The sequence below is a fragment of the Lacinutrix salivirga genome (assembly GCF_053604675.1).
This window is the reverse complement of record NZ_JBSHNP010000135.1, coordinates 1-20,327: the sequence shown is the minus strand read 5'-3', so window position 1 is coordinate 20,327 and position 20,327 is coordinate 1. Positions and strand designations below refer to the sequence as shown.

Sequence of the window (20,327 nt, the reverse complement as noted above, 5' to 3'; positions counted from 1 at the left end):
TGTTGTTTGTTTGATTAAATAATATTGACTTCAGCTTCAATTTGAATATTAAAGATACGATAAATTGTGAGTTGAATTAATTTTGAAAGCTTTAATATATCTTCTCCTTTAGCATTTCCGTAATTAACTAAGACTAAAGCTTGCTTTTTGTGCACACCATAATCACCAAAAGTTTTCCCTTTAAAACCTGCTTTTTCAATTAGCCAACCAGCAGGAACTTTTACTTCTTTATTAGAAACCGGATAACTTGGAGCTTCTGGGAAATTTTCTTTTAAAACCGTAAACGCTTCAGTAGAAATTACAGGGTTTTTAAAAAAACTACCACTATTACCAATCTCTTTTGGGTCTGGTAATTTGCTTTGGCGAATTGCAATTACTGCTCTAGAAATAGCTTGTATGGTTGGTGTTTTAATATTCATTTTTTCTAATTCTGAAGTAATTGCTCCATAATTAGTATGTAATTGATGTTGTTGCGTCGTTAACTTAAAGACTACAGAAAGTATAACGTACTTTCCTTTTGCTTGTTGTTTAAATATGGAATTTCTATACCCAAACTCGCATTGGGATTTGGTAAAGGTTTCTATTTGTTTTGTTGTAATATTTAAAACCTCACAAGACACAAAAGTATCTTTTAGCTCCACGCCGTAAGCTCCAATATTTTGTATTGGTGCTGTGCCTACGTTACCAGGAATTAACGATAGGTTTTCTAAGCCACCAAAATTGTTTTCTAAACAATACAGGACAAATTCGTGCCAGTTTTCTCCTGCATTTGCTCTTACAATAGCATGATTGTTAGTGTTCTCTAATACTGTAATGCCTTTTAAATTTAGATGGATAACTAATGCATTAATATTTTTGGTTAATAGCATGTTGCTTCCTCCTCCAATAAAAAACACTTCTGGATAATTTTTAAGCGAAAGCGCTTCAATTAACTCATTAGTATTTTGAACAGAAATAAAGTGCTTTGCACTAACCTCTATACCAAAAGTGTTATAGGGTTTTAACGATATGTTGTTTTTAATTTGCACTAATCTTTGTAAACTTTTAGTGCTTCTTTTAAAATATTTACAGCTTTAATTAGGCTTTCTTCTTTTAAAACATAAGCAATCCTGATTTGATTAAGACCAACTCCAGGAGTGGAGTAAAATCCACCAGCAGGAGCAACCATAATGGTTTCGTTATTAATATCAAAATCTTGTAACAGCCATTGCGCAAAAGCATCACTGTTTTTTACTGGTAATTCTACTATGCAATAGAAAGCGCCTTTTGGATTGGCTACTTTTACACCATCAATCCTTTTTAGTTCGTTAACTAATGTATTACGACGTTGTAAGTACTCAGAAATTACATTATCAAAATAACTTTGTGGTGTTGCTAATGCTGCTTCACTTGCAATTTGAGCTAAGGTTGGAGGGCTTAACCTGGCTTGTGCAAATTTTAATGCTGTGGCAATAACTTGTTTGTTTTTAGAGACTAAACAACCAATACGCGCGCCACACATACTGTAGCGTTTAGAAACAGAATCTATAACAATGGCATGCTCTTCTATGCCTTTTTCTTGTAATATGGAGTAATGCGTTGCACCATCGTATGCAAACTCTCTATACACTTCATCTGCGATTAAAAATAAATCGTGCTTTTTAACAATTTCAGCTAGTTTTTTAATTTCGTCTTTAGAGTATAAGTAACCTGTTGGATTACCAGGATTACAAATTAAAATAGCTTTAGTTTTTGGTGTAATTAGTTTTTCAAACTCTTCAATAGGAGGTAAGGCAAAGTTGTTTTCAATTTTAGAAATTACAGGTACTACATTAACTCCAGAAGCCGTAGAAAAACCGTTATAATTAGCATAAAAGGGTTCTGGAATTATAATCTCGTCATCCACATCCATAATACTGCCAAATGCAAACAATAAAGCTTCACTTCCTCCTGTAGTTACAATAATGTCGTCGTGCTTTACATGGATGTCATTTTTTGCATAATAATTGGCTATTTTTTGTCTGTAGCCTTCAGACCCTTCAGATCTAGTATAGGCTAAAATGTCTAATGAATGCGCTCTTACTGCATCTAGAGCAATTTCTGGTGTCTTTATATCTGGCTGCCCAATGTTTAAGTGATAAACTGTTTTCCCTTTTTTGTAAGCTTCTTCAGCAAAAGGAACCAATTTTCTAATTGGAGATTGCGGCATTTTTTTGCCTTTAGAGGAAATTGTTGGCATAGTCGTTATTATTTATCTTACAAAGTTGCAAAAATATTATGAATTTCGATTTAAAAATACTGAATTTGAAACATCTTACTTCTTTTTTTCGTAACTTAAATAACATTATTTTTTAGTCATGAAAAAAGTAGTATTAGTTTTTCTTTTTTTTAGTGCTGTGATTTTTAACGGTTTTAGTCAAAACACGTTTAAGTTACCTGCAAATAAAACTAGTGATAAAATTAAGTTTAAGCTTATAAATAATGTAATTATAATTCCTGTAAATTTAAACGGAAAAACCCTATCCTTTATATTAGATACAGGAGTAAGTAAGCCTATTATATTTAATTATGAGGAGGTACAGAATAATGTAAATAATAATAGTAAACAAACCATATTTTTAAAAGGGTTAGGTAAAGGTAAACACGTTGAGGCAATACGCTCTTTTTATAATTCTATTTCTGTTGGAAAAGCGAAAAATGTAGAGCAAGATTTATATGTAATTAAGAACTTAAATATTGGTTTTGCCTCTAAGCTTGGTACAGAGATTCATGGTATAATTGGCTATGATTTGTTTAAAGATTTTGTTGTAGAAATTAATTACATTAAAAAACATATTAAATTAACCAATCCGGAAGATTATAAAACTAAAACGTGTAGAAAGTGTGAAGTTTTAGAATTACAATTTCATAATAAAAAACCTTATTTTAATGCAGAACTTACTGTTGAAAACAATAAAATACCTGTAAAACTATTAATTGATACAGGAGCAACTGAAGCTTTATGGGTTTTTGAAAATGAAGAAAAAAACATTGTATCTACAGATAATCATTTTGAAGATCTTTTAGGTTATGGTCTTGGAGGTGAGCTACATGGTAAACGTTCTAAAATAGAATCATTTAATATAAAATCTTTTAAATTAGACTATGCGTTAATTGCATTTCCGGATTCTACGTCTGTTTCCTACAAATCAAAAGTAGTGGATAGAAATGGTAGTGTTGGTGGTGAAATTTTAAAACGCTTTCATGTTGTTTTTAATTATGCTGAAAATACAATTACTTTAAAAAAGAATTCTAATTTTAAAAATAGATTTAGTTACAATAAAAGTGGAATTACTATAGAACAACATGGATTTAGGATAGTTGAAGAAAAAGAATATACACTACAATATAGTAGAGTAGTGCGAGACAAAGCTGGTATGTCTGCTTACTCTACAATCAGTAATGGAAAATTAGTTTTAAAACCAGCGTTTATTATTACTAATTTAAGAGCAGATTCTCCTGCCAAAAACACTGGATTACAAGTTGGTGATTTAATTTTAAAAATAAATAATAAAGAAACGCACAACTTGTCTCTACAAGAAACTTCTCAATATTTTTATGGTAAAGAAGGGAAAACTCTAAATTTACTAATAGATAGAAATGGTAAGACTTTAAGGTATTCCTTTAAATTAAAAAGTCTTTTAAAATAAACGCGATTAAATTCTTAAGGCAAAAAAAAAGCCAGAACATAAATTCTGGCTTTTTTAAATTTTATAAAAATGGCTATTATTTTTCCATAACACTTTTCTGTTTTTTCTCCATAACGCTCACTTTATCAGGATCAATAACCTCACCTTTAATTTTAAGCGAAACAGTTGGTGTTTCAGCATTAGATAAAACAGTTATAGTTTTACGAATTGGCATAACTCTTTTTGTATCGTATTTTACCTCAATCTCACCTGTTTTTCCTGGCATAATTGGCGCTTCTGGCTTTTTTGGTACTGTACAACCGCAGCTAGAACTTACTTTAGATATAATTAGTGGTGCATCTCCAGTATTGGTAAACATAAAAGTTCTAACGCCATCATCTCCTTTGTTAATTGTTCCGTAATCTATAGTAGTCTCTTTAAATTCAATTTTAGCTACTTTTTCCTGAGCATTTAACGAAAAACTTAGTAATCCGATAAATAATAATGTAAAGATTTTTTTCATTTTATTTATATTTTTAATGGTTTGTAAATTTAATCACTTTTTATTCCTCTTGCAAAATTATTAGATGTAATGCATACTTACAAATACTTACAACATATTTAACTATACATTAATACTCATTAAAATTTCACAAAAACAGAAATATAAGTACTTTTGCATGATATTATTCAAAAACTATTCCAAAGTATGAGCATTCCATCAAAATATGATGCAAATAGCGTAGAAAGCAAGTGGTACAACTACTGGACAGAAAATAAATATTTTCATTCTAAACCAGACGACAGAGAGCCTTATACCATTGTAATTCCGCCACCAAACGTTACTGGAGTCCTGCACATGGGACACATGCTTAATAATACCATACAAGATGTGCTTATACGTCGTGCACGTTTATTAGGTAAAAATGCATGTTGGGTTCCTGGAACAGATCATGCATCTATTGCAACAGAAGCAAAAGTTGTTGCAAAATTAAAGGAACAAGGAATAGATAAAAATGATTTAACTCGTGATGAGTTTTTGGCACATGCTTGGGAATGGACCGAAGAATATGGAGGAGTAATACTTGAACAACTTAAAAAATTAGGATGCTCTTGCGATTGGGACAGAACCAAATTTACAATGGATGACGATATGTCTGAAGCTGTAATAAAAGTTTTTGTTGATTTACATAAAAAAGGATTGATATATAGAGGTTACCGAATGGTAAACTGGGATCCAGAAGCAAAAACAACACTTTCTGATGAAGAAGTAATTCATGAAGAACGTCAAGGAAACCTTTACTATATAAATTATAAAATCCTCTCCCCAACCCTCTCCAAAGGAAAGGGAGCAATGAGTGAGAGTTCTCCTCCTTTGGAGGAGCTAGAGGAGGAATATTTAACAATTGCTACTACAAGACCTGAAACCATTTTTGGTGATACAGCAATTTGTATTAATCCAGAAGATGAGCGTTTTACACACTTACGTGGAAAAAAAGCCATAGTACCAATTGCAAATCGTGTAATACCAATTATTGAAGACGAATATGTAGATCTGGAATTTGGAACAGGTTGTTTAAAAGTAACTCCAGCACATGATGAAAATGATAAAAATCTTGGAGATAAGCACCAATTAGAAGTAATAGATATTTTTAATGAAGATGCTTCATTGAATAGTTTTGGATTACAATTTGAAGGTCAAGACCGTTTTGTTGCTAGAAAAAATGTGGCAAAAGAACTAGAAAATAGTGGTGCATTAGTTAAAACCGAAACACATATTAATAAAGTAGGTACTAGTGAACGAACTAAAGCAGTTATTGAACCAAGATTAAGTGACCAATGGTTCTTAAAAATGGAAGAACTAGTAAAACCAGCAATAGAAGCTGTTTTAGGTGAAGATGCTGAAATTAAATTGTTTCCAAAGAAATTTGAAAACACCTATCGTCATTGGATGGAAAACATTCGCGATTGGAATATCTCACGTCAATTACTTTGGGGACAACAAATTCCTGCATATTATTATGGTGACGGAAAAGAAGATTTTGTAGTTGCTGAAACAATAGAAGAAGCTGTTGAAAAAGCTAATAAGAAACTAAATGTCACTTCGAGCGCAGTCGAGAAGTCTCTAACTAAAGAAGATTTACGTCAAGACACAGACGCTTTAGACACATGGTTTTCATCATGGCTTTGGCCAATGTCTGTTTTTGACGGAATTCGTAATCCAGAAAACGAAGAAATAAATTATTACTATCCTACAAATGATTTAGTAACAGGACCAGATATTTTATTCTTTTGGGTTGCACGTATGATAATTGCAGGTTACGAGTATAAAGACGCTAAACCATTTAACAATGTGTATTTAACTGGTTTGGTTCGTGATAAACAAAGACGTAAAATGTCTAAATCTTTAGGAAACTCTCCAGATGCTTTAAAACTTATTGAAGATTATAGTGCAGATGGTGTACGTGTTGGTTTACTATTAAGTTCTGCAGCAGGAAACGATTTAATGTTTGACGAAGCACTTTGTCAACAAGGAAAAGGTTTTGGAAACAAAATATGGAATGCTTTTAAACTTACAAATATTTGGGAAGTTAGTGAAACTATAGAGCAGCCGAATTCTAGTAAAATTGCTTTAGATTGGTACGAAGCTAGATTTCAAACTGTTTTAGCAGAAATTGAAGATCACTTTAGTAAATACAGATTAAGCGATGCTTTAATGGCTATTTACAAATTGGTTTATGATGATTTTTGTGGTTGGTTATTAGAGATTGTAAAACCAGCATATCAACAACCAATTGATGCTGCAACATACAATAAAGTAATGTCTATATTTGAAGACAATCTTAAAATATTACATCCTTTTATGCCATTTTTAACTGAAGATATTTGGCAATATATTGCTGAACGTACTCCAGAAGAAGCATTAATAATTGCAAAATGGCCAGAAGCTAAACCAGTAAATAAGGAGATTATCTCACAGTTTGAATTTGCATCTGAAGTTATTTCTGGAATAAGAACCGTTAGAAAAGAAAAGAATATTGCATTTAAAGATGCTATTGGTTTTTCTGTAATAAATAACGAAAACTCAAATACTGCATTCGATACAGTAATTGCAAAACTAGGCAATCTTGAAAGTATAGAATACGTAAAAGAGCCAGTTGCAGGAGCGCTTACTTTTAGAGTAAAATCAAACGAGTATTTTATACCAATGGATGGCGCAATAGATGTAGAAGCAGAGATTAAAAAACTTACAGAAGAATTAAACTATACCGAAGGTTTTCTTAAATCTGTGCAAAAAAAATTATCTAATGAACGTTTTGTTGCAGGAGCACCAGAACAAGTAGTTGCTAGTGAAAAGAAAAAAGAAGCAGATGCTTTGGCAAAGATTGAGACTTTGAAAGCAAGTTTGGGTAGTTTAAAATAAAAAATTAATGTCAAAAAAAACAATATACTCTCTACTTACTGCCATAGTTGTAATCGCGTTTTATGCCTGTAATTTTTATATAGAAAATCAAGAAAAAGAAACCATTGTTAATAAGGGTAAAACAGTAAAAACCAACACTAACGAGTACTTTTTACCAACCAGTACCACAGGACAAATAGTACATCACGAAGGTTATAGTTTAAGTTATAGCGAACCACATGAGCAAGCAGAATGGGTCGCTTACGAGCTTAAAAAAGAGCATTTATCCAGTAGCAATTTTAAACGTCCTTATTTTGAAATAGACAACGCAGTAAAAACTGGAGCTGCACATTGGCGAAATTATAAAAAATCGGGTTACGATCGTGGGCATTTGTGTCCTGCAGGAGACAGGAAATACACTAAAGAAGCACACGACGAAACCTTTTTAACTAGTAATATTTCTCCTCAAAATCATGATTTTAATGCTGGTTTGTGGAATAGATTAGAACAAAAAACAAGATATTGGGCAAGTAAATACGATGGTGTTTTTGTGGTTTCTGGTGGTGTTTTAAATGGTACACTTAAAACTATAGGAGAAGAAAAAGTTGCAGTGCCAAATCAGTTTTATAAAGTATTAATAGATACTAATAGTGGAGACACTAAAGTAATCGCTTTTTTAATGAATAACGAAGACTCTAACCAACCACTTTACAAATTTGTAACCTCTGTAGATAGAATAGAGGAACTAACAGGAATTGATTTCTTCTCGGAATTAGACGATGAAACCGAAAATAAGATAGAAGCATCGAGAGATTATAAAGGCTGGAGTTTTTAGACTTTATCAGTTAACAATTAACAATTAACAATTATTATTTTTAATTTTTGCTCACTACTCACTACTCACTACTCACTACTCACTACTCACTACTCACTACTCACTACTCAAGCTAAGCTTTTTCTTAATTCCTTTCCAGCGTAAGTTTCTAATGTATTTCCCTTCAGCTTCTGTAATTAAACGCTCAGGTTTATTACTTGCAGCTTTTAAATACCCAAAAATATAATCTTTAAAGTATCTAAAACTTTTCTTCTTTAAACCCATTTTTAAAGCCGTTAAAAATGTAAGAGTAAAACCATAACGCATTTTATACATTGCTTCGCCTTGTAAGTACTTAGCTGCTTTGTTATAGCTTGCTCCTGTTGGTTTTAAATGCTTTACTTTTAAAGACTCGTCCAGTACAATTTGCCAACCGTTATATTTAGCTAAAAGCTCGTCTAAAGTATCCCAACCCATAGATTTTTTGAGTTGTCCAATAGCTTCAAAGCACTCTTTTGTGTAGGTTTTTAATGCACCACGAATATGGTCTTTTCCTGTAATAGATTCTAAAACCCAATCGTTGTTTTTTTTAATATAACAGTAGCCTGCAACCATGCCTATGTTTTTAGATTTTTTAAAATGAAGTGATAACGTTTCTAAATAATGTAATGGAAAAATTAAATCTGCATCAAACTTGCATATCACGTCAAAATCTTTATTTATAAAGTCATAACCTTTATAGAACGCATTTATGATTTTTGTACCAGGCAAATGTTGGTTGGAAGAGGTTGTGTTTACTAATTTTATAAAGTTGTATTGCTTTTGAAACTCTTCAACAATACGTTGTGTATTATCTGTAGAATTATCATTAACCACCACAATTTCTTTTGGGAGTAACGTTTGCTCAACTAGAGATTGTAACGTTAAACCAATCGAAGATTCTTCGTTATGAGCAGGTATGATGATGGAAAATTTCATAAAACAAATTACAGCATTATAAACCCAACTTCCAAAACCAATTGAGTAAGCTTTGAGTTTTTTTGTTTAGCTTATTGAATTTTCTACGCGTTCAGCATAAACAATATAATATCTAGGAGTAAAGCGTCTTAATAATGGTCTAATTCCAATTTTTTTTGGTGGATTGGTCCATTTTTGACGATCTATAATTTTCCATCCTGTTTTTTCTAATAGCCAATCTAATTGCCAATCTTCAAATTCGTGGTAGTGTCTATCCCATTTATCGGTTTTACTTCTGTAAGCACTCGAAAACCACAAGCGTAAAGGAACACTAATTACTAATTTTTGTGCTTTAATACTTTGTAAAACTGTAAAAGGAGAAAGCAGGTGTTCAAAAATTTCGAAAGCTGTGATTACTGTAGCTTTAGAGTTTTCAATGGTTGAGGTGTCAAAATCTAAATCTTCGCCTTTAGTGTTTTCGACAGTAAACCCATTATTTTTTAAAATACCCGTAAACGGATTTTCTACGCCTAAATCTAAAAGTGTTTCAGATTTTGATACATGTTTTTCTAAAAATTGGAGTGTATGTTTATAACGTTTGTTGGGAAAGTATTCTGAATACATTACTAAGAAATTTTATCGTAAGATGTTTTTATTCCTTTAATTAATGCAGAGCTAAATCCTTGATGTTCCATTTCGTTTAATCCTGTAATAGTACAGCCTTTAGGAGTTGTCACTTTGTCGATTTCTGCTTCAGGATGATTGCCGTTTTGCAATAACAATTCGCAAGCACCTTTAACGGTTTGAATTGTAATTTCACTAGCTGTTTTAGAGTCGAATCCAATTTCAATACCACCTTGCGTCATACTTCTAATAAATCGCAATACAAAAGCAATACCACAAGCGCCTAAAACAGTCGCTGCATTCATTAATTGCTCGTTAATTACAATTGTATTTCCTAGTGTGTCGAATATGTGTTTTACAGTTTCTGTGTCTTTATTACTAGCATTTTCGCTTGCAATACAATTAACAGATTCGTTAACAGAAGCTGCAGTATTTGGCATGGCTCTAAAAATGGTTGGAAGTGTAGAGAGGTTCTTTTTTATTTCTGAAATTGAAAAATCACTAACAACAGAAATCAATAATTTGTCTTTAGTTATAACTGGAGCAATCTCTTGTAAAACTTCAGTAATTTTATAAGGTTTTACAGCTATAATTACTATTTGAGCATTTTTTACAGCTTCAGAATTATTTGAAGACACAGTAACACCTTGCATACTAAACTTAGATAAAAGTTCTACTTTATGACGCGTTATGGTAATGTGAGAGGATTTGTAGTTTTGAGAGAGTAAACCAGAAGCAATGGCTTGTCCTAAATTGCCTCCTCCAATTATAGCAATGGATTTAGTCATAACTAGTATTTATATACAAAAGAGTTAATGTGCATACCTCCACCAACACTAGCAAAAATTATGATATCTCCTTTTTCTATATTTTGATTTTCTAATTTATTGTTTCTAATTAAATCAAATAAAGTTGGTACAGTAGCAACAGAACTATTTCCTAATTTATGAATGCTCATTGGCATCACACCTTCCGGAATTTCGGTTTTATACAAACGGTAAAAACGTTTAATAATAGCTTCATCCATTTTTTCGTTGGCTTGATGAATTAAAATTTTCTTTACGTCTTTAATATCAATACCACTTTTATCTAAGCATTCCTTCATGGCTAAAGGCACGTGGTTTAGCGCAAATTCATAAATTTTGCGACCATGCATTTTTATATAACGCGTATTTTTGTCTAAATCTTGATTGTTAGATTTTCCAAAAAATAAATAGTAAGCTTCGTCATAAGTAAAACTTGCTGTTTCGTGAGCTAAAATGCCACCTTCTTCATCTGTAGCTTCAACAATTGTAGCTCCAGCTCCATCACTATAAATCATACTGTCTCTATCGTGTTTATCGACCACTCTAGATAACGTTTCACTTCCAATAACTAAACATTTTTTTGCCATACCTGACTTTATAAAAGCTTGCGCTTGTATAACGCCTTCTATCCAACCAGGACACCCAAATAAAATGTCGTAGGCGACACATTTAGGGTTTTTAATACGTAAATTATGTTTAATTCGAGAAGCCAAACATGGTAAAACATCGGTTTGAATGGTGTTTGCTTTTACATCTCCAAAGTTATGTGCGCAAATAATATAATCCAACTCTTCAGGATTTATATTGGCATCTTCAATAGCTTTTTGTGCAGCTAAAAAACCTAAATCTGATGAGGTTAATTGCTCGGCAGCATAACGACGCTCGCTAATTCCTGTAATGTCTTTAAATTTTTCAACAATAACTTTATTTGGAGTATCTATGCTGCTGCCATCAATATTTAAGAATTTATGCTGATGAAAATCCTCGTTTTTTTCAACTTCATTAGGAATATAACTTCCAGTTCCTGTTATTTTTATTGACATTAATGTTAATTTTAGGGTTAACTTAATACTAAAATAGTGAATATTAATTTCTTAAATTAATGTTAGCGAATTAAGTTGAAATTTTTGTGATATTCTTAGAAAAAAGAAATCTAATCTATTTATAATCGAAAAAGCACACCAATAATTGATGTGCTTTTACAAAATTTATGTTTTAATTATACTTCTTCCATGTAAGCTTCAATTGGAGCACAAGAGCAAATTAAATTTCTGTCGCCATAAGCATCATCTACACGACGTACAGAAGGCCAAAATTTATTATCATTTACATACTCTAATGGAAATCCTGCTTTCTCTCTAGAGTAAGGCAATAACCACTCATCACTTGTCAACATTTCTAAAGTATGTGGTGCATTTTTTAATGGGTTATTATCATCGTCTTTATCTGCAACATCAATTTCCTTTCTAATAGAAATCATGGCATCACAAAAGCGATCCATTTCTGCTTTACTTTCACTTTCTGTTGGCTCAATCATCATTGTTCCTGCAACAGGAAAGGATACTGTTGGCGCATGGAAACCGTAATCCATTAAACGTTTTGCGATATCTGTTACTTCAATGCCATTCTCTTTAAAAGGACGACAATCAATAATCATTTCGTGTGCAGCTCTTCCGTTTTCACCAGAGTATAATGTTGGGTAATAATCTTTTAAACGCTCTTTAATATAGTTAGCATTTAATATGGCAATTTCAGTAGCTTTTTTAAGCCCTCTGTAACCTAACATTTTTATATAACCATAAGAAATTAGGCACACTAAAGACGATCCAAAAGGTGCTCCAGAAATTGCCGAAATCGCTTGGTGACCACCAGTTTTTACTAAAGGGTTGCCAGGTAAAAAAGGAACCAGTTGTTTAGCAACACAAATGGGTCCAACTCCTGGTCCTCCTCCTCCATGAGGAATAGCAAACGTTTTATGTAAATTTAAATGGCAAACGTCTGCACCAATATTTCCTGGATTGGTTAAACCAACTTGTGCATTCATATTTGCACCATCCATATATACTTGTCCGCCATTATCGTGAATTAGCTTTGTAATTTCTTTAATAGCAGACTCGTAAACACCATGTGTTGATGGATAAGTTACCATTAAAGCAGCTAAATTATCTTTATGTAATTCTGCTTTTTCTCTTAAATCGTCAACATCAATATTTCCGTTTTCAGAGGCTTTAGTTACTATAACTTTCATACCAGCCATAACTGCACTTGCAGGATTTGTTCCGTGTGCAGACGAAGGGATTAAGCAAATATTTCTGTGATGGTCTCCACGAGATTCGTGGTATGCTTTAATAACCATTAAACCTGCAAATTCTCCTTGTGCACCAGAGTTTGGTTGTAAAGAGGTTGCAGCGAAACCAGTAATTTCTGTTAACTGATTTTCGAGTGCGTTAAGCATTAACTTATAGCCTATTGGCTGGTCTGCTGGTACAAATGGATGCATATTTCCCCAACTGCTCCAACTTAATGGTAACATCTCGGCAGCTGCATTTAATTTCATTGTGCAAGAACCTAACGAAATCATTGAGTGATTTAACGCTAAATCTTTACGTTCTAAACGTTTAATGTAGCGCATGAGTTCTGTCTCTGAATGGTAGGTATTGAAGACTTCAAAGTTTAAAAAGTCTGATTGACGTTTTAAATGATCTGGAATTGTTTTGAAACTAGAAATTTCTTCAATTTTATCGGTTGTGTTTCCAGTAGCGTTTTCAAAAATCGAAATAATTTCATTTAAATCTGAAATATTTGTGGTTTCATTTATTGAAATAGTTACTGTATTTGTATCAGGATAATAAAAATTTACCTCGTTTTTTTCAGCTTCATATTTTACTTTAACAGCATCTGCTTTTATTTGAAGCGTATCGAAATAATGAGAGTTTACTTGTTCTAATCCTAAGTTTTCTAAAGCTTTTGCTAGTGTAGCTGTTGAGTTTTTAACTTTATCTGCAATAAATGTTAAGCCTTTTGGACCATGATACACAGCGTACATTCCTGCCATTACAGCTAATAATACTTGTGCTGTACAAATGTTAGAAGTTGCTTTGTCGCGTTTAATATGTTGTTCTCTGGTTTGTAATGCCATACGCAAAGCTCTGTTGCCATTAGCATCTTTGGTAACACCAATTATACGTCCAGGAACATCACGTTTATAAGCGTCTTTAGTCGCAAAAAATGCAGCGTGAGGTCCACCATAACCCATTGGGATTCCAAAACGTTGTGTTGTGCCAACTACCACATCTGCGCCAAATTTACCAGGTGCTTCAAGCTTTACTAAGCTTAAAATATCTGCTGCTACTGCAACTTTAATATTTTCGGCATTTGCTTTTTCTATAAATGATTTTATATCTGTAATCTTTCCGTTTTTGCCTGGATACTGTAATAAGGCACCAAAATACTCATCAGATAAGTTGTATTCTGCTTCATTACCAATTATTAATTCAATTCCAATTGGGTTTGCTCTTGTTTCTAATAAAGCAATAGTTTGTGGCAATACTAAATCTGAAACAAAAAATTTATTGACGTTAGCTTTCTTTTGGCTACGTTCTCTAACAGCAAATAATAATGCCATAGCTTCTGCAGCAGCAGTACTTTCGTCTAAAAGTGAGGCATTAGCAATTTCCATACCTGTTAAATCAATAACCATAGTTTGGAAATTTAATAAAGCTTCTAAACGACCTTGAGCAATTTCTGCTTGGTAAGGTGTGTATGCAGTGTACCAACCAGGATTTTCTAAAATATTACGCTGTATTACTGCAGGTAAAATTGTTGGATGATAGCCTAAACCAATATATGTTTTATAGGTTTTATTTAACTTAGAGAGTTCGTAAATATGATTGGTGTATTCATATTCTGTTAATGCAGCATCTAAATTCAAGTCGTCCTTTAAACGTATGTTAGAAGGTATTGTTTCTTTAATTAATTGTTCTATATTCTCTGCACCTATAGTTTCTAACATTAATTTTTCGTCGTCTTCTCTAGGTCCAATGTGGCGTAATGCAAAAGCGTTTGTGTTCATGTGTGTTGTGTTGTTAGTCTTTAAAACTAAAGACATAAATTAATTGCTTTTTTAATGACTGCAAAATTAACGAAAACTAACAGTTAATTTTTGTTAAAAATTGAAAGTTTTCAACTAAAAGACAGCTTTATTAACAGATTAATTATTTTTGTGTAATGCGATTTTTAAAACAGCTTTTCGATTTTTACATTAACAGTAGTATTCATGTGGCATTGGCTGTTTATGCGTTGAGTAATATAACCTTACTTTATTTTAATGTTGAAACTAACAACAGTATATTATGTTTTAATTTTTTTGCAACCATAACAGCCTATAATTTTGTAAAGTATTTAGGAGTTGCAAAATGGCATCATCGAAATATGTCTGGAAGTTTAAAAGCTATACGATTAGTATCGATTATAAGTGTGGTGTGTATGCTTTATTATATGTTTGCTCTCCAATTAAATACGCTAATTTGTGTTTTTATTTTTGCTTTAATTACTTTTTTATATGCCATTCCTTTATTTCCAAAACAATGGTACTTAAATACACAAAAAAATTTACGCGAAGTGAGTGGTGTAAAGGTGTATGTAATTGCGTTGGTTTGGTCTGGAGTTACCGTTTTTTTACCTTTAATAGATGCTAGTTTATTTGTTTTTAAAGTTGCTTACGTACACTTACTACAAATTTTTATTTTCGTTATTGCTTTAATGTTGCCTTTTGAAATTAGAGATTTACAATTTGACAGTTTAAAATTAGCCACAATACCACAAAAAATAGGTGTTATACAAACAAAATATTTTGGTTTTGTATTACTTATAGTTTTTAACTTATTAGAATTATTAAAGGAAGAAACACTTTGGAAACACTTAGTAATACAGATTATTATTAGTGTTATAGTATTAATTTTTATTGTTTTTTCAGAAGAAAAACAGAACAAATATTACAGTGCTTTTTTTGTAGAGGGAATACCTATATTTTGGTTATTGCTGTTGCAGTTTCTCTAATTCTTTTTCAAAATTAAGCTTCATTTTTTCTTTAGTTGAAGTCTCTAAAGGTGCTACTTTATTTTTTCTTAATAATTTTGAAAGTTTACCATTTTTAGCTGAATATTTTCTGCAAACAGCACAGCCAATAACATGAAAGTTAAGCTTTATTTTTTCCAATAGAGTAGCTTCCTTGTATTGATTTTTATCACATACATGGTTAGCTTCTTCGCAAGAATAGAAAAATTTACTCATAATTAAAACCAATTTTTTTCTAGGCATCCAGCCATTGCAGTTCGTGCTCTATGGATAATTACCCATAGGTTAGACGCAGTAATATTTAATTCATTACAAATAGTTTCGGTATCGTAATTTAAAATTGTTTTCATTTCAAAAACTTTAGCTTGTTTTTCGGGTAATTTATCTAAACAGTTATAGATAGCTTCGCCTAATTCTTCGTTTTCTAAAGTGTCTTGAGCAGATTTGTCAAAAGGGTCTGCCACACGCTCCTCTAGCCAATCACCTTCGGTTTCGGAATCACTGTTGTAGGTCATTCTCACTTCAGCTTTGCCTTTGTTGGAATTGGACTTGCGGTAATAATCAATAATTTTTCGTTTTAAAATAGAAATTAGCCACGTACGTTCGCTAGCTTCACCTTTAAAATTTTTCATTGATTTTAAACCTGCAAAAAAAGTATCTTGTACGATATCTTGTGCCATCTCTCTATCACTAACTCTAGAAATAGTGTAGTTAAAAAGGTAGTTGGAGTACAAATCAATCCATTTATTGGGATTTATTGTGTGTTTTGGCATTTTTTAAATTGAGATATTGAATTCAAAAATAACTTAAAATTTTCATTTTTTCTAAAATTTATAGTCGTAATGTGGTTTTGTTCTTTACACTTATTTTTGAACCTTCTGCTAATAGTATTGAAGTTGGTTTCGCTGCGTTTAAAAAAGCAAAAGCTTTGCCGTAATTAGCTTCAAAATCAACTTGTATGCCATGGTTTATTACCTTGTAATGCTTCCAAATTGGATGTGTAACTTCGTATTGGTAGGTTTTATTGTTATGTTTTGTGTAGCCAAAATAATGCTCTGTAATAAATTCTTCTTCAGAATTTAGTGGTATTTCTGTGGCTGTTTTACTTGTTTCTACTGCAATAGACTGCCATTTATTGTTTAATTTCCACTTGTAACTTACTAATTTAAAGTTTTCATTTTCGCTCCAATTATGAGACATTTTTTGTGTTTCGTAATGCTCGTGATATAATGTATTGGCTATTTTGGTTATTAATGGCTTCGGAACAATTTCTTTTATAAAAACCACACCTCTTTTATCGTTTCGTTTTACATAAAACCGAAGATTAACTTCTTCAAAATTTATGTGGTAAGGGAATTTTATACCTAAAACTCTTGTGTCCATAAACATAAATCCTACTAGACTAACATAGCATTTATTGTTATAAAAATCGAGTTCTGTTCCCTTTGGTAAAAACGGTTTTAATACGTTTGGGTCTATTACATAATTTGCAAGGACTAAGTTTTTCCAATAAGCGTTTAAAAAGGTCATAATTTTTAGTTTATAATAGTTTTAATAGCAGTATCAATAGATGTAAAGTTAAATACAAACCCGTTTTTAAGCAAGCGTTCCGGAATCACATTTCGGCTTTTTAACACTAATTCGGTTTCTGTACCAATAAGTTTTGCACCTAATTTTAATAGCCATACAGGATGCGAAAGTCCAAAAGGAATAGACATAGCCTGTCTAAAAGCAGACATTAGCGCTTTATTAGTTGTTGGTTTAGGAACAGAAAGATTAAATATGCCATCTAGTTCTTCGTGTTTTAATAAAAAATGTACCGCTCTTGCAAAATCATTTTCGTGAATCCAACTCACCTTTTGTTGTCCAGAGCCTTGTTTACCTCCTAATCCAAATCGAGTTAGTTGTTTTAGAGGTTGTAATGCTCCACCATGTTTCCCCATTACTATAGAGGTGCGCAACGCTATTTTTCTTGTTCTAGGAGTTGTAATTTCAAAAAAAGTTTTTTCCCAACTCTTTGCAATATTCATAGAAAAGTCGTCTCCAATTTCACCATTAGTTTCCGTCATTTCTTTATCTAAAGAATGTCTGTAAATTGTAGCAGTAGAGGAGTTGAACCATACTTTTGGAGGATGTTCGCACAGATTTACAGCCAATCCTAAAATAGAGGTAGAGTCTATACGAGAGTCGTAAATTTGTTGTTTGTTTTTATCTGTGTATCTACAATCTGCAGATTTTCCTGTTAAGTTTATAAGTGCGTCGCAGTTTTCTAAACTTTTGGTCCAATCTCCCAAAGTTTTAGCATCCCAATAAATATCGCTTTCTTTTTTAGTTTGCCTAGTTATAATATAAACGTTGTAACCATTAGTTGTAAAATAGTGTTCTAAAACTTGACCTAGAAATCCTGATCCTCCTGCTATTGTTATTTTTTTCATAATTAAAAATTTAAAAGTATTAGTAAAACAATAAGCCTGTACACTAGCCAAGTAAGGGTTAAATGCCTTGGTAGGTCTAAACGTTTTATGCGTTTAATATGCTCAATAAGCATCAATACAACAGTAGCACCAAACCAGCTTAATAGTATATAAATATTTAATTCAAATACGCTGTTTACAATTAATAATGGTAATAATAATAAAGAACCGAAAAGTGAAATTGTTAAGAGGTTTCCAAAGTAATTTAGGATTGTTTCTTTTTTTAAATTGAAAATAAATAGTGTTTGAAAAAGAAGTTGTCCCATTGTAATAATCGCTTCTCTACTAAGTGAAGAAGTTGGGATTTCTGGTATTAATTTTGAAAAATTGAACAATACTATACTCGTTACAACTGAAGCAAACACGATATATAAAATCCTGTATTTTATATTAAAATCTGGGATACATTCTAGCGTTGAGCTATCATTGTTTTTACTTGGTATAATTACTTTTCTGTTGTAAGAAATAAAAGAATACAATTTTTTAAGTAGAAAATGTATTGGCTTTACGTTTCCTATCTTTTCAATCATTGGGAAAGAGTAGCCTATCACTTTTAATAAACTATCTATGCCATAAGTTACTTTTTTTGTAGCATTATCTACTAAAGCGATTTCGTTTGTAGCACGCTTAATATCAATATAAGTTTGTTCAGTTTTAGTTAGTGTAGAAAATGGTTTGCGTCCATTTTTGTCTAACATGCCTGTGTTTATAAATCCAGAAGTATAAACAGTACAAAGCGGACAGTCCTTATCGTAAAGCAGTGTTTGGTTTTCTAATGTTTTCATAATTATAAATTTTTAAACAGCTCCTAATTGGTCCAATTGATTAATACTGTTTTTTTGTTTAATTTCTTTATTAATTTTATTAAGAAGCAATTGAAAGTACACTGCTATTCCCATTGGTATTACAATTATTGCTAAAACCCAGAAATATTCTGAATTCAATGATTGCCAATCGAATAACCAACACATACCATAAACAGAAGTTATTATCCAATACATAAAGAGTTTTTGTTTGTTTAAGTTGCTCATTTTACTCCAAACTGCGAGCAATAAAAATGAACTTATAACTTGAACTGCACCTAATACAATTTGTGCGTATAAACCTAATATTAAGGTTAAGTACAATAAAGCTGTAATTATTAAAATAATTTTGTTGGTGTTGTATAAATATTTCATATTTCGATAGTTTTAAACTTTCAGAAAAAATTGAAAGTATAATTTAAATTTTTTTTTATTTGAATAGTTTTAAAATAGATTTTGTAATCCAGTTTTGTTGTTGATTAACTAATTTATTAATCATAGCATCTGCAGTTTCGGTTAAATCGTGTAAGGCTTTTGTTTGTTTAATTAATTCTTTTGTTTGTTCTGAGCCATCATTTTTAATAGATGAGACATCTTTTAGTACTTTAATTACAGGTTTAATTTCGCGTCTGCTTCGTTCCTTAGCAATCACTCTTGCTAATTCCTGCACATCTTTTTCGGTAGTAAAAAACTCTTTTCGTTCTCCAGGAATAATCTCTTTAGTTACAATTCCCCAATCCATAAGTTGACGTAAATTCATACTTGTATTCCCTCTAGAAATTTTAAGGTCTTCCATAATATCTTCCATAGATAGAGGTTGAGTAGAAATAAAAAGAAGTGCTTGTATTTGAGCCATAGCCTTGTTAATTCCCCAAAGCGAACCCAAACTTCCCCAAGTACTTATAAATTTTATTTTTGCCTCATTGTAATCCATAGTACAAATGTATATAAAATATTTTAAACTTTCAATAATTATTGAAAGTTTGTTTTATTTTTTTAAAATGCAGCAGAAGTGCGACTCCTCTGGAGTCGAGTTTTCAAAAGCGTATGAGGTTTTTATAAATGTTAGATGCTTCTAGCATCTTTTAATAAATAGAAAGAAAGTAATTTTTTTTATTGTAATATTTTAATATTGGTGTGAATTTTCAATCAAAAAAACTCTAAAAGCTAAAAATTGATTTCACTTAAAATGATACTTAACTTTTAGTTTTATAGTGTCCAAAAAATCCCAGAGGGATTTAAACATTTATAAACAAACAAAATTTGTAAACTCGACTCCAGAGGAGTCGTACTAATAATGAGTTAATAAAATATAAAAAATTAAATATAACCAATCAGTTTTCCAACCAATCAAAAAGGTATTCAGACTTATAATCTACCTTAAATTTATCTAAAAAATCTAAATATTCCTCTTTAAAAGACTTCATTTTATGATGTTTTTTCTGATTTAATATGTAATGATACACTGCATCAATTTGAGAATGTCCATAAGAAAATGCTCCAAAACCTTTTTGCCAATTAAATTTATTAGATGAAAAATTTTCAGTAATTATATATTTTGTGCTGGCTTTTTTTATTTCACTGTCACGTCCTGAAATAAGTTGACACAAAATCGACTTATTATGAAAAACAAAGAAACCAAAAGAGTAAAACGTACCCAACGCGATTATAATTTAGGCTTTAAATTAGCCCTTGTATCAGAGGTGGAAAAAGGCAATTACAC

20 protein-coding genes are annotated in these 20,327 nt (G+C 31.5%); 4 read left to right on the top strand and 16 right to left on the bottom strand.

Going from position 1 to position 20,327, the window contains the following annotated elements; all coding sequences use genetic code 11:
* Positions 1-14: 14 nt before the first annotated feature.
* Together murB and ACVC5O_RS11720 are read right to left on the bottom strand one after the other, a co-directional pair.
* Complete coding sequence (gene murB / locus ACVC5O_RS11725) at positions 15-1,028, bottom strand: UDP-N-acetylmuramate dehydrogenase (RefSeq protein WP_452221670.1); 1,014 nt, start codon at positions 1,026-1,028, stop codon at positions 15-17.
* Positions 1,028-2,218, bottom strand: a complete 1,191-nt coding sequence (locus tag ACVC5O_RS11720) for a pyridoxal phosphate-dependent aminotransferase (RefSeq protein ID WP_452221669.1) — start codon at positions 2,216-2,218, stop codon at positions 1,028-1,030. Before ACVC5O_RS11720 ends, murB begins: the two co-directional genes overlap by 1 nt.
* 118 nt (positions 2,219-2,336) lie before the next feature.
* On the opposite strand from ACVC5O_RS11720, the gene ACVC5O_RS11715 reads away from it, so the two are divergent.
* On the top strand, positions 2,337-3,668 hold the full coding sequence (locus ACVC5O_RS11715; protein ID WP_452221668.1) for an aspartyl protease family protein: 1,332 nt from the start codon (positions 2,337-2,339) through the stop codon (positions 3,666-3,668).
* Between the two features lie 76 nt (positions 3,669-3,744).
* On the opposite strand, the gene ACVC5O_RS11710 is transcribed toward ACVC5O_RS11715, so the two are convergent.
* A complete protein-coding gene (locus tag ACVC5O_RS11710) occupies positions 3,745-4,170 on the bottom strand; it encodes a DUF1573 domain-containing protein (RefSeq protein ID WP_452221667.1) in 426 nt (141 codons plus the stop codon).
* A gap of 186 nt (positions 4,171-4,356) precedes the next feature.
* Between ACVC5O_RS11710 and ACVC5O_RS11705 the strand changes: the two genes are divergently transcribed.
* Together ACVC5O_RS11705 and ACVC5O_RS11700 are read left to right on the top strand one after the other, a co-directional pair.
* Positions 4,357-7,071, top strand: a complete 2,715-nt coding sequence (locus ACVC5O_RS11705; RefSeq protein ID WP_452221666.1) for a valine--tRNA ligase — start codon at positions 4,357-4,359, stop codon at positions 7,069-7,071.
* 7 nt (positions 7,072-7,078) lie between these two features.
* Positions 7,079-7,885, top strand: a complete 807-nt coding sequence (locus ACVC5O_RS11700) for a DNA/RNA non-specific endonuclease (protein ID WP_452221665.1) — start codon at positions 7,079-7,081, stop codon at positions 7,883-7,885.
* 96 nt (positions 7,886-7,981) lie between these two features.
* Here the strand turns inward: ACVC5O_RS11700 and ACVC5O_RS11695 are convergent, their stop codons facing one another.
* The 5 genes from ACVC5O_RS11695 to gcvP form a co-directional block, all read right to left on the bottom strand.
* Positions 7,982-8,842, bottom strand: a complete 861-nt coding sequence (locus tag ACVC5O_RS11695) for a glycosyltransferase family 2 protein (RefSeq protein ID WP_452221664.1) — start codon at positions 8,840-8,842, stop codon at positions 7,982-7,984.
* Positions 8,843-8,908: 66 nt separating this feature from the next.
* Positions 8,909-9,445, bottom strand: coding sequence for a methyltransferase (locus ACVC5O_RS11690; protein WP_452221663.1), 537 nt, complete (start codon positions 9,443-9,445; stop codon positions 8,909-8,911).
* A gap of 2 nt (positions 9,446-9,447) precedes the next feature.
* Entirely contained in the window at positions 9,448-10,233 is a 786-nt protein-coding gene (gene proC / locus ACVC5O_RS11685) for a pyrroline-5-carboxylate reductase (RefSeq protein ID WP_452221662.1), read from the bottom strand.
* A 2-nt stretch (positions 10,234-10,235) separates the two neighbouring features.
* Positions 10,236-11,294: a 3-oxoacyl-ACP synthase III family protein gene (locus tag ACVC5O_RS11680; protein ID WP_452221661.1), complete on the bottom strand. Its 1,059-nt coding sequence runs from the start codon at positions 11,292-11,294 to the stop codon at positions 10,236-10,238.
* 176 nt (positions 11,295-11,470) lie between these two features.
* Entirely contained in the window at positions 11,471-14,323 is a 2,853-nt protein-coding gene (gene gcvP, locus ACVC5O_RS11675; protein ID WP_452221865.1) for an aminomethyl-transferring glycine dehydrogenase, read from the bottom strand.
* Between the two features lie 155 nt (positions 14,324-14,478).
* Here gcvP and ACVC5O_RS11670 point away from each other — a divergent pair, with 155 nt between their 5' ends.
* Positions 14,479-15,309: a hypothetical protein gene (locus tag ACVC5O_RS11670; protein WP_452221660.1), complete on the top strand. Its 831-nt coding sequence runs from the start codon at positions 14,479-14,481 to the stop codon at positions 15,307-15,309.
* Here the strand turns inward: ACVC5O_RS11670 and ACVC5O_RS11665 are convergent.
* The 8 genes from ACVC5O_RS11665 to ACVC5O_RS11630 all read right to left on the bottom strand — a co-directional run bounded on the left by ACVC5O_RS11665 (position 15,286) and on the right by ACVC5O_RS11630 (position 20,214).
* Complete coding sequence (locus tag ACVC5O_RS11665; protein ID WP_452221659.1) at positions 15,286-15,543, bottom strand: hypothetical protein; 258 nt, start codon at positions 15,541-15,543, stop codon at positions 15,286-15,288. The two genes, ACVC5O_RS11670 and ACVC5O_RS11665, sit on opposite strands and share 24 nt — an antisense overlap.
* Positions 15,544-15,545: 2 nt before the next feature.
* A complete protein-coding gene (locus ACVC5O_RS11660) occupies positions 15,546-16,100 on the bottom strand; it encodes a sigma-70 family RNA polymerase sigma factor (protein ID WP_452221658.1) in 555 nt (184 codons plus the stop codon).
* Positions 16,101-16,158: 58 nt separating this feature from the next.
* Positions 16,159-16,857, bottom strand: a complete 699-nt coding sequence (locus ACVC5O_RS11655; RefSeq protein ID WP_452221657.1) for a YqjF family protein — start codon at positions 16,855-16,857, stop codon at positions 16,159-16,161.
* A 5-nt stretch (positions 16,858-16,862) separates the two neighbouring features.
* Positions 16,863-17,762 carry a TIGR01777 family oxidoreductase gene (locus tag ACVC5O_RS11650; RefSeq protein WP_452221656.1) on the bottom strand — a complete coding sequence of 300 codons (900 nt, stop codon included), beginning with the start codon at positions 17,760-17,762 and terminating at the stop codon, positions 16,863-16,865.
* A 2-nt stretch (positions 17,763-17,764) separates the two neighbouring features.
* Positions 17,765-18,586, bottom strand: a complete 822-nt coding sequence (locus ACVC5O_RS11645; protein ID WP_452221655.1) for a hypothetical protein — start codon at positions 18,584-18,586, stop codon at positions 17,765-17,767.
* Positions 18,587-18,598: 12 nt separating this feature from the next.
* Positions 18,599-18,979, bottom strand: coding sequence for a hypothetical protein (locus tag ACVC5O_RS11640; RefSeq protein ID WP_452221654.1), 381 nt, complete (start codon positions 18,977-18,979; stop codon positions 18,599-18,601).
* A gap of 55 nt (positions 18,980-19,034) precedes the next feature.
* Entirely contained in the window at positions 19,035-19,538 is a 504-nt protein-coding gene (locus tag ACVC5O_RS11635) for a GbsR/MarR family transcriptional regulator (protein ID WP_452221653.1), read from the bottom strand.
* A gap of 400 nt (positions 19,539-19,938) precedes the next feature.
* On the bottom strand, positions 19,939-20,214 hold the full coding sequence (locus ACVC5O_RS11630; protein WP_452221652.1) for a hypothetical protein: 276 nt from the start codon (positions 20,212-20,214) through the stop codon (positions 19,939-19,941).
* Positions 20,215-20,327: the final 113 nt, after the last annotated feature.

Bases quoted from the DNA above. Each gene is read 5' to 3' on its own strand.
- ACVC5O_RS11640 (WP_452221654.1), bottom strand. From the start codon at position 18,979: ATGAAATATTTATACAACACCAACAAAATTATTTTAATAATTACAGCT.
- proC (WP_452221662.1), bottom strand. From the start codon at position 10,233: ATGACTAAATCCATTGCTATAATTGGAGGAGGCAATTTAGGACAAGCC.
- ACVC5O_RS11655 (WP_452221657.1), bottom strand. From the start codon at position 16,857: ATGACCTTTTTAAACGCTTATTGGAAAAACTTAGTCCTTGCAAATTAT.
- ACVC5O_RS11715 (WP_452221668.1), top strand. From the start codon at position 2,337: ATGAAAAAAGTAGTATTAGTTTTTCTTTTTTTTAGTGCTGTGATTTTT.
- ACVC5O_RS11665 (WP_452221659.1), bottom strand. From the start codon at position 15,543: ATGAGTAAATTTTTCTATTCTTGCGAAGAAGCTAACCATGTATGTGAT.
- ACVC5O_RS11670 (WP_452221660.1), top strand. From the start codon at position 14,479: ATGCGATTTTTAAAACAGCTTTTCGATTTTTACATTAACAGTAGTATT.
- ACVC5O_RS11720 (WP_452221669.1), bottom strand. From the start codon at position 2,218: ATGCCAACAATTTCCTCTAAAGGCAAAAAAATGCCGCAATCTCCAATT.
- ACVC5O_RS11645 (WP_452221655.1), bottom strand. From the start codon at position 18,586: ATGAAAACATTAGAAAACCAAACACTGCTTTACGATAAGGACTGTCCG.
- ACVC5O_RS11635 (WP_452221653.1), bottom strand. From the start codon at position 19,538: ATGGATTACAATGAGGCAAAAATAAAATTTATAAGTACTTGGGGAAGT.
- ACVC5O_RS11690 (WP_452221663.1), bottom strand. From the start codon at position 9,445: ATGTATTCAGAATACTTTCCCAACAAACGTTATAAACATACACTCCAA.
- gcvP (WP_452221865.1), bottom strand. From the start codon at position 14,323: ATGAACACAAACGCTTTTGCATTACGCCACATTGGACCTAGAGAAGAC.
- ACVC5O_RS11705 (WP_452221666.1), top strand. From the start codon at position 4,357: ATGAGCATTCCATCAAAATATGATGCAAATAGCGTAGAAAGCAAGTGG.
- ACVC5O_RS11680 (WP_452221661.1), bottom strand. From the start codon at position 11,294: ATGTCAATAAAAATAACAGGAACTGGAAGTTATATTCCTAATGAAGTT.
- ACVC5O_RS11660 (WP_452221658.1), bottom strand. From the start codon at position 16,100: ATGCCAAAACACACAATAAATCCCAATAAATGGATTGATTTGTACTCC.
- ACVC5O_RS11700 (WP_452221665.1), top strand. From the start codon at position 7,079: ATGTCAAAAAAAACAATATACTCTCTACTTACTGCCATAGTTGTAATC.
- ACVC5O_RS11695 (WP_452221664.1), bottom strand. From the start codon at position 8,842: ATGAAATTTTCCATCATCATACCTGCTCATAACGAAGAATCTTCGATT.
- ACVC5O_RS11710 (WP_452221667.1), bottom strand. From the start codon at position 4,170: ATGAAAAAAATCTTTACATTATTATTTATCGGATTACTAAGTTTTTCG.
- ACVC5O_RS11650 (WP_452221656.1), bottom strand. From the start codon at position 17,762: ATGAAAAAAATAACAATAGCAGGAGGATCAGGATTTCTAGGTCAAGTT.